Source organism: Paenibacillus sp., assembly GCF_035645235.1.
Classification (GTDB): domain Bacteria; phylum Bacillota; class Bacilli; order Paenibacillales; family YIM-B00363; genus Paenibacillus_AE.
Genome location: NZ_DASQMZ010000029.1, coordinates 1 through 12,886, shown reverse-complemented (window position 1 = coordinate 12,886; position 12,886 = coordinate 1). Strand labels below are relative to the sequence as shown.

The 12,886-nt window shown below is 55.7% G+C and carries 11 protein-coding genes and 1 other RNA gene; 10 read left to right on the top strand and 2 right to left on the bottom strand.

The features are described 5' to 3' along the window. Positions 1-189, top strand: a transfer-messenger RNA (tmRNA) gene (ssrA, locus tag VEZ38_RS02655); the annotation flags it as partial. Positions 190-737: 548 nt separating this feature from the next. On the opposite strand, the gene VEZ38_RS02650 is transcribed toward ssrA, so the two are convergent. Then, positions 738-2,147 (bottom strand): PLP-dependent aminotransferase family protein, encoded by a 1,410-nt coding sequence (locus tag VEZ38_RS02650; protein ID WP_324891682.1) that lies wholly within the window; start codon positions 2,145-2,147, stop codon positions 738-740. 200 nt (positions 2,148-2,347) lie between these two features. Between VEZ38_RS02650 and VEZ38_RS02645 the strand changes: the two genes are divergently transcribed. The 5 genes from VEZ38_RS02645 (at position 2,348) to VEZ38_RS02625 (ending at position 7,319) form a co-directional block, all read left to right on the top strand. Next, positions 2,348-4,246: a DUF4077 domain-containing protein gene (locus VEZ38_RS02645; RefSeq protein WP_324891680.1), complete on the top strand. Its 1,899-nt coding sequence runs from the start codon at positions 2,348-2,350 to the stop codon at positions 4,244-4,246. 215 nt (positions 4,247-4,461) lie between these two features. Next, positions 4,462-5,901, top strand: coding sequence for a nitrilase-related carbon-nitrogen hydrolase (locus tag VEZ38_RS02640; RefSeq protein WP_324891678.1), 1,440 nt, complete (start codon positions 4,462-4,464; stop codon positions 5,899-5,901). A 14-nt stretch (positions 5,902-5,915) separates the two neighbouring features. Next, positions 5,916-6,176: a 2TM domain-containing protein gene (locus VEZ38_RS02635; protein ID WP_324891676.1), complete on the top strand. Its 261-nt coding sequence runs from the start codon at positions 5,916-5,918 to the stop codon at positions 6,174-6,176. A 24-nt stretch (positions 6,177-6,200) separates the two neighbouring features. Beyond that, positions 6,201-6,815 carry a TetR/AcrR family transcriptional regulator gene (locus tag VEZ38_RS02630; protein WP_324891674.1) on the top strand — a complete coding sequence of 205 codons (615 nt, stop codon included), beginning with the start codon at positions 6,201-6,203 and terminating at the stop codon, positions 6,813-6,815. 12 nt (positions 6,816-6,827) lie between these two features. Then, a complete protein-coding gene (locus VEZ38_RS02625) occupies positions 6,828-7,319 on the top strand; it encodes a DUF4188 domain-containing protein (RefSeq protein ID WP_324891673.1) in 492 nt (163 codons plus the stop codon). Between the two features lie 71 nt (positions 7,320-7,390). Here VEZ38_RS02625 and VEZ38_RS02620 read toward each other — a convergent pair whose 3' ends face one another. After that, a complete protein-coding gene (locus VEZ38_RS02620; RefSeq protein ID WP_324891684.1) occupies positions 7,391-7,915 on the bottom strand; it encodes a pyridoxamine 5'-phosphate oxidase family protein in 525 nt (174 codons plus the stop codon). Positions 7,916-8,065: 150 nt separating this feature from the next. Between VEZ38_RS02620 and VEZ38_RS02615 the strand changes: the two genes are divergently transcribed. From VEZ38_RS02615 to VEZ38_RS02600, 4 genes are all read left to right on the top strand, one after another. Beyond that, on the top strand, positions 8,066-9,970 hold the full coding sequence (locus tag VEZ38_RS02615) for a DUF2334 domain-containing protein (RefSeq protein WP_324891671.1): 1,905 nt from the start codon (positions 8,066-8,068) through the stop codon (positions 9,968-9,970). Between the two features lie 29 nt (positions 9,971-9,999). Further along, positions 10,000-11,241 (top strand): glycosyltransferase family 2 protein, encoded by a 1,242-nt coding sequence (locus VEZ38_RS02610; protein ID WP_324891669.1) that lies wholly within the window; start codon positions 10,000-10,002, stop codon positions 11,239-11,241. 33 nt (positions 11,242-11,274) lie between these two features. Continuing rightward, positions 11,275-12,453: a cyclic nucleotide-binding domain-containing protein gene (locus tag VEZ38_RS02605; protein WP_324891667.1), complete on the top strand. Its 1,179-nt coding sequence runs from the start codon at positions 11,275-11,277 to the stop codon at positions 12,451-12,453. A gap of 68 nt (positions 12,454-12,521) precedes the next feature. Then, positions 12,522-12,749, top strand: coding sequence for a DNA-binding protein (locus VEZ38_RS02600; protein ID WP_324891665.1), 228 nt, complete (start codon positions 12,522-12,524; stop codon positions 12,747-12,749). Positions 12,750-12,886: the final 137 nt, after the last annotated feature.

Below are 12,886 nucleotides of genomic sequence, written 5' to 3'. Positions count from 1 at the left end.
GGGCTAACCTCTAGTGGGATACGCCGTCAGGTCTCCGCCTGGGGTCTGACGGAAGAAGACAATCAGGCTGACCCAACGAGAAGTCGGTTACGGGACGTCTCTCGGGTGACATCAAATCCGTGACTACACTCGTAGAAGCTTGTGTGCCGTTATTTTCGGACAGGGGTTCGACTCCCCTCGGCTCCATACTAACAAGCAGAGACACCCGAGAGGGTGTCTTTTGCATTGTATGGAGACAACAGGAGGAGCCCCCGGGCGGGGTTCGGTCGCGCGCAGGGGAGCGTAAGCGTACCGAGCACGACATGGACATGTACCGCTGTGGTTGTCTTCCTCCATACAGACAGAACAGAAGAAGGGTCTCGACCATCCGGTCGGGGCCCTTCTTCTTCGTACAGGAGGGGCTTCAAGGAGGCCCGAACCTCCGCCGAGCCGAATAGGTATCCTCTTATCGGGCAGTGGTACTATTCATTTTAACGGGAAGTGGTTCTCCAGTCGGTGGATCCGCCGTGTTAAGGTTGGAAGCATAGAGACGTATGGAACGTCCGCCTTAACGAGTGAAGGAGTGGTTCGCATGGCAGACATGGGGGATCGAATATGGATCGGAGCGGGAATCGTTGGAGTCGTCATCGTTTGCGTACTTCTTTCGAGGGGGCTTGGGGAAGCGAAACCGGCACCCGAGCCGCAAGCGGGCTTTCATGAAAACCATAATTGCCGAGAGAAAGTACAAACCCGCTGATTCAGCGGGTTTGGCGGGTTCGCTCGCTTGATAGGGCAAGCTTCATTCGTTCGACTCCTCTAGCGATGTCGCGTTCCTGCAAGTTCCCGAACCCGATGATCAATCGATTGGCGTGTTGTACCCGGTCCGCCGCATGAATCGAGACGGGCTGCGCCGATACGCCGGCGTCGGTCATTCGATTCAGCACTTCGGCGGTGAACGACACGTCCGGAAACTCTGCGATCAGATGCAGTCCGGTCGAGTCGCCCGCGATTCGGACGCTGTCCCCGAATTGCGCTTGGAAGTGGTCTCTTACGAGGTCCCTTTTACGCTTATAAACCTTTTTCATTTTCCGGATGTGCCGTTCCAGGTGTCCTTCCTCCAAGAAGCGGGCGAGAATGAGTTGCTCCAAGGAAGGCGTATGCAGATCGCTGAACCATTTCAGCTGCCGGCCGCGTTCGATGAACGGCGTCGGCAGCACCATGTAGCCGATGCGCAGCGCCGGCGACAAAATTTTGCTGAACGTGCCGATGTAGATGACGACATTCGGGTCCAACCCCTGCAGCGCTGGTATCGGGTCGCCCTCATAGCGAAATTCGCTGTCGTAATCGTCTTCGACAATGAAATTGCCCGTACTTCTGGCGTACTCGATCAGATGAATTCTTCGTTGAATCGGCAGCACGGATCCCATAGGGTATTGATGCGACGGGGTAACATAGACGCTTCCGCGATCCACCCCGCGCCGGAGCTCGCTCGTATCGAGCCCCGCGTCGTCGACGGGCAAAGGGAAGAGACGCGCGCCGTGCGAAGCGAGGATCGTCTGGATGTCGTTCGTGATCGGATCTTCGACGACGAACGGCTTTCCGGGGCGAACGCATAGCTTCGCGGCGAGCGTGATCGCTTGCGTCGCGCCGGAGGTGATCAGCAGCTGATCCGGATCGCACCGCACGCCCCGGACCCGGTATAAGTATGCGGCGATGGCGTGCCTTAACTCATGCCGGCCTTCTGGCGAACCGTACCCGAACGTTCCGTCCGGCGAACGCTGCAACACTTGCTGCGCAAGCTGCGACCACTTCCTTCGAGGAAACAAATCCAGCGCGGGGATGCCGGACCGAAAACTGACGACATCTTTCTTCGGCGGGATGTCCCGCGCCGCCGGGATCGGCGCAGCGGCGGGTTCGCGGAGAATCGCGCCCTCCGCCACGAACGTGCCTGCGCCGTGTCGGCCTTCCAGAAAGCCTTCCGCCGTCAATTGTTCGTACGCCTCCAAGACGACGTTCCTCGAAACCCGCAAATCGAGCGCCAATTGGCGGGTAGACGGCAGGCTCGAGCCGGCCGCGAGCTCCCCGTTCAAAATATTCGCGCGAAGCTGCGTAATAAGCTGTTCCTTCAACGCCGTCTTGCTGGCTCGGTCGATCGTTACCCATACCACCTTGGGAATCCGCTCCTACTGCCGTATTCAATATGCTGACCCTATTTTAACACCCTAGAACCGGTATGCCCAGCATGGCGGCCATGCACCTGCGTGGGCGCTAAATATTTATTGTAAACATCTTGAAAATCGCACCTTATTCACTATAATTAATAGTTGTTCATTAATTAATAAAGGTAAACCGAGGGCGAGGCAGGGCTATGCTGGCGTGGATCAAGGAAAGATGCTTTTCGAATTTGGAGAAAGAAAGCCAGAAGAACAATTTACTTCTGTTCGTCATTCTTGCGACGTACTCTTTCGCGGAGTGCAACGTATTGCTGAACAACGCCTTTTCGAGCCCTTCCCACCTGATCTTCCTCGGAATGTCGGTCATCATCCTTGGAACAGGGCTTGTCCTAAATCGCGTGAGCTCGCTGGTTTCGCACTTCAAATACATCATGATGACGCTTTTGCTGCTCCATGCCATCACTCAAATAATATTGTTTAAAGAGTTACCCGCAGTATACCAAGTGTTGTACTTCAACTTAGCTCTGACATTAATCTATTTGGACGGAAAACTCACCTCGTACGTGGGCATATCCTCTTTGCTTTTCACCCTTATCGCAGGTCTCCTCTTTCACGACCCATACTTTCCGTACCTAAGAATCGAAACACTGAATATCCCTTTGGGCATACTGGCTGAAACGACGGTGGTATTATGGGCGGCGACAAAGATCGGAACGAGCTTCTCCTTGATCCTTGAAACAAAGGAGAGGCTTGCGCGACTGCTAAAAGAAAACGAAACGCAGCTTCGGATCATCGAACAGCAAAACAAAACGCTGGAGACGTACGCGTTCCAAGCCGGCGCCTTAGCCGTCAAGGAGGAACGCCTTCGGTCCGAAGCGAAGTTCAAGCAAGTGATGGCGGAACTGGCGTCCGACTTGTTAACCGATCTTCGATCGGCTTCTGATGTCGAGCAACGCGTCCAAGGAACGATAAGCTCGTATGCGAACAGGTTGTCGAGACCGACGAGCATCGCCGAACGGTTTGATTTCGATATCCTGAAGGATCGCGTCATCGCATACGAGGAAACGACGGGAATTCGCTCGGAATGGAAGGTCGAAGGCGAGCCGAAGGAAATTTCGGGGAGCCTCGGCGCAATCCTGACCCGCGCCGTCCAAGATTTCCACATCTATGCCTCGATGTATCGCGGCGCTAGCACACTCGAAACCGTCCTATCGTTCCATTCCGAACACTTGACGCTTACGCTGGCCGACGACGGAGAGGCCGTGGACGACCAAGGCTGGAGGGAAGCGATAGGGCATCTTTCAGAAAAGGTTAAGGAAGCTCAAGGCAGCGTCGAGCTCGCTTCATACCCGGGCAAAGGGACGGTGCTCACCCTCCGATTGCCCTATGAACTTCAGGTTGACCGAAAAATTACGGTTGCCCTCGTAGATGCCGATCCGTTTAGCCGCGAGGTTATGGAATTCATTTTCGGAAAAGAAACGGATATGGACGTCATCGCGTCGCTGCAGACCGGGGACGAGGCGATTCGTCACTGTAAAGAATTCGCTCCCGATGTTGTCGTGATGGACATCGAGTTTCCTGAAACCGACGGAATCGAACTCGCACGGTGGTTGAAAACCCATTTACGACATACGAAGGTCGTTATTCTGACACGCCGCCATGAGGTAGGTTGCGTTGCCGAAGCCATTGCGGCCGGCGCGGACGCTTATTTGCTGAAGTCTACGAGTCCGCGCGGGCTGGCGGCATCCATTCGCCATCTCATGGAAGGCGGAACGTTGCTTTCCCGGCAAACTACGGATTTATTAGCGAACCAAGCCTTACGGAATCATCAGTTAGAGAACATCGAAAGAAGATATATCTCGCAAGCGGTCACCCGGGAATACGGGCTGAAAGAAAAGGAAGTAGAAATCCTTGAGCTCCTCGCGCAAGGAAGGAAGTACAAAGAAATCGCCTCTGCGTTGTTCTTAACGGAAGGGACGGTTCGGAACTATTTATCGGGGATTTACGCGAAGCTGAATGTCGAAGACCGAACCCAAGCAACGGAGAAGGCCATTCGTCTAGGAATCGTTCTTGGGAACAACCAAGCAGGATAATCGACCGAAGAAAACCCGCCCGCCTTGTTTCGGTGCGGGTTTTTCTATGCTCGTCGCATGTCAATGAACTCATGACAGCGTCTCACTATCCTTCATGATATGGATTTTTATACGATTGCAGCGTAAACCACATCCAAATCGTCAAGGGAGTTGGGAAAGTGAGCAGTCAGAGTAGAAACCGTTATTTACAGGCACTGATTTTGGTGGTTGCGGGAGTGTTATGGACATTCGCGCATGGGAAGTGGATTATCCCGATCGCCTCATGGACAGCCCCGATTCTTATGTTGTATTTTGTCCGAAACAGTAAGTTGTCGTATGGACCGATCCTAACGGCTGTCGCCATCGCGGCGGCAACGTACCCGTCCTTCAAAGGCGTGATTCCGTTGGATGGGATCGGGTTCCCGATGTTCTGTCTTGGGTTTGGGATCTTCATTACCATTCCGATGCTGCTTGACCGCTGGATATCTTCCAAGCTTAAGGGTTTCATTGCAACGCTCGCGTTCCCATCCGCTTACGTCGCGTTCGAATTCGCGGCCACCGCGTTCAGCCCCTTCGGGTCATGGGGATCTTGGGCCTACACGCAATATGAAAACTTAGCGCTTATGCAGCTTGCCCGGTTCACGGGCTTATGGGGAATTACGTTCCTGATGATGTGGGGGGCATCGACTGCGCTTTGGATATGGGAGAACCGCGGCCAGATCCAGGGAATAAAGAAAGGGTTGATCATCTACCCCTTAACGCTTCTGATAGTTTTCTTCAGCGGATCGGCGCAGCTCGTCGCGCTGCGGCCGGACTCGCCGACGATCAGGATCGCGTCCATGTCGCTCCATGACATGGACGGGTTTAAAAGACGCGCAAGTCTCGCCGTCAGAGGCATGCTCGACGAAGAAGAACTGAGCGTCTTCCGGACAGACTCCATTCGGAATCAAAACAATCTGCTGGAACGCACCCGTCTCGAAGCGCGAGCGGGGGCCAAGATCGTCGTATGGGCGGAATCGAACGCCCCTGTATTAGAGAGCGACATGCCCGATTTTATCGAACGCGCAGGGGCTGTCGCGAAAGAGGAAGGGATTTACTTGCTCGCCGGCGTGGGCGAGGTGAAATCCTCGGCGCAAGCGCGGGACGAAATCAAACAATTGACGTTCGATCCCGACGGGAATTTGGTAGATACGTACTTAAAAACGATTCAAGTCCCTGGCTGGGAAGCCGCGACCTTCGCGTCGGGCGACGGCATTCATGTCGTCGACACGGAATACGGAAGATTGGGAATCGCGATTTGTTTCGATGCGGATCACCCTGCACTCATTCGGGAGGCAGGAAAGCTCGGCGTCGACATGATGCTCGTTCCTTCCAACGAATGGGCGGAGCTCGACCCGCTGCATACCCATATGGCTGCGGTTCGGGCGATCGAGAACGGATTCTCCTTGCTCCGTCATACCAGCGGGGCCTATTCCCTGGCTGTGGATGCGCAAGGTCGAGAACTCGGAGGCATGCACCATGCTACAAGTACGGATCGAACGCTCGTCGTACAAATGAATCAGCAAGGACTGGGCGGCTCCCTTTACGTACGTTTCGGAGACTGGTTCGCCTTTTCAAGCATCGTCCTCTTCCTCTTATTGATCGCGGCGTCGTTTCGGAAAAATCAAAACTTATAAGGGAGTGTTATACTATGAATACCCGCTTAACGTACGAAGAAGCAAAAGATCGAGTAAAGAAGCTTAAGGAATTTTATCAACACCTTGTCGTGTACGTTCTCGTCAATTTCGGGCTAATAATCCTGAATCTCATTACAGGAACATGGTGGTTCGTCTTCCCGCTGCTGGGTTGGGGCATCGGAATTGCAGCGCATGGGTTGAGTGTATTCGCCCATCGGTGGGGGAACAATTGGCAGGAAGAGAAGATCAAGGAGCTTATGGAGAAGGGAAAATAAAAGCGAATGACCCGGAAGTTTGCATTGCGCGAAATCAAGAAGACAAGAACGAAGCTGTCCATCTTTACTTCCTGTTTATCTTTGATCCAGGATCGGACATTCCGCGAAGTACGTCTGGAGGATATTTGCGGGAGAGCGGAGGTTTCGAAAGTAACCTTCTTCAAGTTTTTCCCTCGTAAAGAAGATCTCTTGGTTTATTTCATGCGGTTGTGGTTGGATCGGCGAATGCTTGAGCTGCAAGCACATCCGTGCCGCGGATTGGATGCCATTCGACTTTTCTTAAAGGATGTCGCGGATGGAGCCAAGGATCGGCCGGGATTAATGCTTAGTTTGATTTCGTTCCTAGCGGAAGAGCGCATGCATCCTTCCATGCCGGTTTTATCCGATGTAGAAATTCATTTGTTATACCCAGGCCGCGAGAAGTTTATCGATCCGGTCGTTCCGAATTTAGGGGATCTGTTCCGCCGATTTTTAGCCGAAGCCAGAGAAGACGGCGAAATACGAACGGATCTGTCGATCGACGACCTCGTCAAGATGTTGTTTAGCATTTTTTACGGCGCTTATCTAACGGCGCATATTTATCAGGAGCGAGACATCATGAACGTGTACGAGCTGCATTTACAATCTTTACTACGATAAGGAGACGGTCCTATGGATAAGTTTGTGAAAGGCCGGTATACGGCTAGAATGGATGATTCGTTTTTGCTTTTCGTCATTGGACTTCGGATCCACCAGCTTTGGAAAATGCATCTATGGATCCCGATCATCGTATCCATGCAAAAAATGATTATCGAACTCTATAAAAATAAAGAACTCGGCTTTTTGGACATGAAATTTTTTATCAGTTGGAGAGGCATTACCTTGCTGCAGTATTGGAAATCGTTCGAGCACCTTGAACATTACGCGCGGCAAGGCGCCATTCATTTAAAAGCTTGGAAAGATTTCAACCAGAAGGTTGCAAAGACAGGAAGCGTAGGGTTTTATCATGAATCCTATGTGGTGCAACAAGGGGCGTACGAATGTATGTATGTGAATATGCCCGTATACGGCCTGGCGCGGGCCGGCAGCCATCTCCCCGCTACGGGCAGAAGGGAAACGGCTCGGGGGCGAATGGAAGGTCAGAAGCCCACGGGAACCCATTGATCGCGAGAGCGCCCAATCATCGAGGAAGGGTCATCATTCGTTAGAATGATGGCCCTTTTCGTTCGTCGAAGCTACATTTTCACGACCTCATGGATATCCGTACCTTCCGTATGCTTGCCTAACAGCCTCCGGAACCAAAATTTCGCCATCTTGAATGTGTTGCCGGAATCCCAATATTCGGCGGTTTCGGCCTTCACTCGAATCAGGACGAGGTTCGGATCGTCATAGGTGGTGTTCAGCAGCGCCTCGTAGGCCGGGCTCCAAAATTGTTTCACCTTCTCGGGACTTTCCACAAGCTCCGCCTCGCCGCGGATGGCGACGTAGGATGTTCCCGCGTAGGCGACGTTGACTTGCCGATTGCGGAGCAGTTCATGGAATTTGTCGGTATCTTTCTTCGTCAGGAACCACAGATCGCCGTCGAATTCGATTTCTTGCGTCTTCATGGGACGGGAGACAAGCCCCTCTTCCGACGCCGTCGTCAGCATCGCCGTGTCGATGCCTTTGATTAAATCGCGAACGGTATCGATCGCCTCGCGTTGGTTTGCGTTTGAATTCGTCGCGTGCTCCCCCTTTCCAAGCGTATGGTCATTCGCGATACATCCGTTAGTGTTTCTCCGGTCCCCTTCGCCAAACCGAAGGATCGACAATTTTGACGGATTTCTCCCTTCGGCGCAGCGAAAACCATGGTATAATGCCCATATCGCACAGCAGGCACCCGGAGCGGCGCGCAGGGGGAATATACGGGATTGAATCGAACAAGGTGGAAGCGGATCGGTTTGGGAGTCGGCGCGGCGGCGGCAGGGGTCGTCGCGTTGGTAATTTCCTTAACCTACGGAGGAACGAACGTCTTTCCCAATGCGAACAAGCAGCATGCGATGCTTCGCTTGGAGGACGTCGGGCCGGGCGGCGAGTACGGCAGCCTGGAAGGCTTGGGCAAGCTTCGCGCCGTCTTGGAATATATCCAATCGGAGGGGATTCCGTATCATGTCGCCGTCATCCCGCGACGGGCGGCGCTGGGTCCCGACGGAGCGTGGACGGAGCGGGGGATCGACGATCCGAGCCCGGACGCCGTCGTGCAAGGCTTCGTCCGGCTGCTGCAGGACGCGCAGGAGAACGGCGGCGTCCTCGGCATGCACGGATATACGCATCAATACGGCGATGTCTGGCGGGAGGACGGCGGGCATGTATCGGGAACCGGCTCCGAATTCAAGGTGACGGGCGCGCCTGAAACCTATGAAGCCGAGTACGCGGCGCATCGGATCAAGAGCAGCTTGGCGGCTTTCGAACGGGCCGGGCTGCAGCCGGCGTTCTGGGAGTCGCCGCACTACAAGGACACGCGCGAGCAGGAGAAGGTGTTCCGTTCGTTCATCGGCATCGTGTATCAACCGGATTTGTTTTCGCTCCGGTCTCTCAAAGATTTGAACGTGTACGAGACGAGAAATACATACGGCCAGGACACTTTGGGTTCGGTGTACGTCCCTGCGCCGTTCAAGTACGTCAGCGACGGGTCGTCCGTCGATCGGATGCTGGAGAAGGCGAAGGACGACGGCGGGTTGGCTTCCTTGTATTTTCACCCGTTCAAGGAATTCCCGTTCCTAGCGCCGGCGATCGGACCGGACGGAACGCACGAGACAAGAGACGGTCTGCCGGTGTACCGGTACGGGGAGAACGCTTCGGACTCCTATCTCCGCCGTCTGGCGAACGGATTCCGACATGCAGGCTACCGGTGGATGTCGCTGCACGAGGTCGTTCCTTATACGCCGGCGCATCGGGTGTCGCTGCCCGCCTCGAAGGCGGCGCATGACGTGTTGCTTGGCGACGTGACAGGGGACGGCCACGCCGACGCGATTGTTCGCGAGGCGCATCGCATAACCGTCGTCCGGGGCAACTACGCTTGGCCTCGCAATCGAACGCAAGCGGCCGCCGAGGTTTGGCTGAAGGCGGCGTTCGCGCCGGAGGAGCAGCTGCTGCTTTTCGACCCGAACGGCGACGGGAAGCAGGATTTGCTTGCGTACGACGGCCGAACGGGAGCCGTCCGCGTCGCATGGGCGGGGGAGCGGGCATTCCAGCCGCCGGCGGCGTACGGCGCGTTGCCCGCGGGATTAGCGTCGCTTCAGCCCTTCCTGTTCGGTCAGGAGGGAGGGACCGGGCTTCTTGCGACGCGGAACGGGCAGCTGCGACTCTTCCGCCAAGAGGGGGACGGCTGGGCTGTCGCGGCCGAGGCGGATACGCCGCTGCCGGGCGACGCGACGGTATTCGGCGCGCTTCTCGAGGCGGACGCGCCTGGCGGGGTCGTCTTCGGCTCCGCGGAAGAGCTGTACGTTCAACGGCTGCAGGCCGACGGCGGCTTTGCGAAGCCGAGCCGGCTCGAAGGGGTCGACGGGCAAGCCGGCGATCAGCTGCTGCTCGGCGATGCGGACGGGGATGGCCGAACGGACGCGATCGCGTATTCCGCAGCCTCCGGACTGTGGACCGTCTACGGGAACGAGGGAGGGGGCCGATTCCGGCGGCTCGCCAACGATTTCGGTCCGTGGGCGCGAGGGCACGGGAGGGTCGGCGTCGTCGCCGACTTCGACGGCAACGGGAAAGACGACATTGCATCATACGATAATAACGATCGCGTGCTGGACCTTGCCTTATCGTTCCGGTAGGCCCGCGATAACGCGGAAAGGAATTCAACATGAATCAGGTCCTCGTCTGGCTGGCGAACGGGTTTCAGGTCGTCATTTTCTCGGTAACGCTCTATCAAATCCTGATCAGCTTGGCGGGCTTTCGGAAGCAGAAGGATGGCGTTCGCGCCCCTCGCGCGCCGAGGAAGTCGTTCGCGGTGCTGGTAGCGGCCCATAACGAAGAGAAGGTTATCGCCCCCCTCCTGGAAAACCTGCGGGCTCTCGATTATCCGAAGGAGCTCTACGAGGTATTCGTCATTTGCGACAATTGCACGGACCGCACGGCGTCGATCGCGGCGCGGCACGGCGTCCATGCGATGGAACGCTTCGACGAAGCTCGAAGGGGCAAAGGGTACGCCATGGAATGGATGCTGGCGCGGCTTTGGGAGCGGGAGCGGCAATTCGACGCGGTCGTCGTGTTCGATGCGGACAATCTCGTCAGCCGCAACTTTCTGCTCGAGATGAACGACAAGCTGATCGACGGACACCGCGTCGTTCAGAGCTACGTGGAGACGAAAAATCCGTTCGATTCTTGGGTGTCCGTCTCCTACGCCATTACGTATTGGTTCATTAACCGCATGTGGCAGCAAGCAAGACATAACTGGGGCATGGCGACGACGCTGGCCGGCACGGGGATGTGCTTCGAGGCCACTCTCCTGAAGGAGCTCGGGTGGAACGCCACGTCGCTGACGGAGGACGTCGAGTTTACGGCCCGTTGTATTCGGGCCGACATCTTCCCCACATGGGCGAACCGGGCGATCGTATACGACGAGAAGCCGATCACGCTCCTGAGCTCGTGCAGGCAACGGCTGCGCTGGATGCGGGGGCACACGGATTGCGCAAGGCGGTACATGAAGCCGCTGCTGCTGCAGGCGCTCCGCACGCGCCGCTTCGCGCACTTCGACGCCGTCATGTATTTGTTCCAGCCGATCCGTTTTCTGTTCGTAGTCGCGGTATGGGTCATGTCGTATTTACAGCTTGCGACGCCCTTGTACACGCAATTCGCGTTGCTTCGCACGGTTCCGGACTGGGCTTGGATCGCGCTCAATGCGGCGTTGTTTCTGCAATTTCCGCTCGTCATGTTGATGGAACGCCGGCCTTGGAAGGCGTATTGGGGGTTGATCCTGTTTCCGGTATTCCAATTCACCTGGTTCCCGATCACCCTCGTGGGGCTGCTTACTTACAAGAACAAGGCTTGGAATCATACGGTGCATACCCGTTCCATCCGCATCGAGGAGATGACCGGATCGTAACACACCCGCCAAAGACAGGAGCCATGAGCCATTATGGAACAATCAACGGAGCTGCGGAAGACGATCGGCGCGAATGCGCTGTTCCAGTATGTCACCGACGAAGAGATGTCTCTCGTGCTGTCCGTCGCCGAGACGGTCGAGCTCGACGGGTCGACGACCTTCATTCGGGAGGGAGACTCGGATAAGACGCTGTACTTAATCGAGCGGGGATGCGTCGAGATCGTCAAGAGCAACCCCGCCACCGGGGAGACGTTCCGCATCGTCACGCTCGGAGCGGGCGAGTGCGTCGGAGAATCCGCGATGCTCGAGGGGAATGCCAAGCGGATGGCGACGGTGCGCACGATGGAGAGAACGAGACTGATCAAAATCGACTTCGACCGGATGGCGGAGCGAGGGGAAGCCGGGACGCTGCACATCAAGCTGCTCAGCAACATCGCCAGGGCGCTCTCGGGCAAGCTGGGCGCGACGAACGAAATCGCCGTCGGCGCGATGGAGAAGGAGCTCGAGACGAGCAAAGCCCGGATCGCCATGGGACTGTTCACGGTAAATTTGCTGTTCATGCTCGGGATCTACACGCTTGCGTTGAAATCGTTGCATGCGCTCGTCGTCAACTTCGGTTCGAATCTCATTTCCATTGCGATCCTTGCGCTCATGTCCTCCGTGATGTTCATTATGATTAAGAAGAGCGGGTACCCGCTCAAGACGTTCGGTTTAACGATGGACAATTGGAAAAAGGTCGTCTGGCAATCGTTCCTGATGACCTTGCCGCTGCTGGCCGGAATCGCCTTGCTCAAGGCATATGTGCTGTATACGCATCCGGAAATCGAGGACCGCGTCTTCAGTATCCTCTCCCTCTTCGAGGGGAAACGCGTCGATATTACTTTCTACCTATATGGGTTGGCCTACGCTTTGTTTTGCCCCGTGCAGGAATTCATCTCCCGGAGCGGCATTCAGTCCGCGCTGCAAAACTTTCTTCCCGATACGAAGAGTCGCGTATGGATCGCGATCATCTTATCGAACCTGATGTTTTCGACGGCGCACTCGCACGTCAATCTGACGTTCGCCTTGTTGACCTTCTTTCCTGGCCTCTATTGGGGATGGATGTATTCGCGCCAACGCTCCCTCTTAGGCGCTTCGGTCTCCCACGTCATGGTCGGCGTATGGATCTTCTTCATCGTCGGCATCGACCAAATTTGGAACGCCCTGTTTTAAATGCTGCCGCGTGGTATAATAGGAACAGGAATGTTCCGAACGAGCGGGAACCGGAGAGGCTGCCTGACATGATGGAATATAAGGACTGGAACCAAAAGGTGAAGAAGACCTTCAATGCGACGAGCAATGAGGTCGTGCTGACGGTGACGGAGGCAGGCTTGGCGATCGGGCTCTCCAAGGACCACATGAAGCTCTATGTAGATAAGCATAAGCTTACAAAGATACCCATCTCGCGCAGCGTTCATCGGTATTTATTGCTGAAGAGCGAAATCGACCGTATCGTGGCGACGAGATAAGGCAGGAGCCGTCATCCGGGAGGATGACGGCTCTTTTCTTTTTTGCGCGTTAACGCTGCACAGAAAAGCAGGGAATGGCGCCCTCGCCCAACCATGCGGCCATTCCCGATTCGACTTTACGCGCGGCTAGCAAGTCG

Excerpts from the sequence above, each read along its gene's own strand:
- VEZ38_RS02605 (WP_324891667.1), top strand. The coding sequence starts at position 11,275 with ATGGAACAATCAACGGAGCTGCGGAAGACGATCGGCGCGAATGCGCTG.
- VEZ38_RS02625 (WP_324891673.1), top strand. The coding sequence starts at position 6,828 with ATGGATAAGTTTGTGAAAGGCCGGTATACGGCTAGAATGGATGATTCG.
- VEZ38_RS02645 (WP_324891680.1), top strand. The coding sequence starts at position 2,348 with ATGCTGGCGTGGATCAAGGAAAGATGCTTTTCGAATTTGGAGAAAGAA.
- VEZ38_RS02600 (WP_324891665.1), top strand. The coding sequence starts at position 12,522 with ATGATGGAATATAAGGACTGGAACCAAAAGGTGAAGAAGACCTTCAAT.
- VEZ38_RS02635 (WP_324891676.1), top strand. The coding sequence starts at position 5,916 with ATGAATACCCGCTTAACGTACGAAGAAGCAAAAGATCGAGTAAAGAAG.
- VEZ38_RS02610 (WP_324891669.1), top strand. The coding sequence starts at position 10,000 with ATGAATCAGGTCCTCGTCTGGCTGGCGAACGGGTTTCAGGTCGTCATT.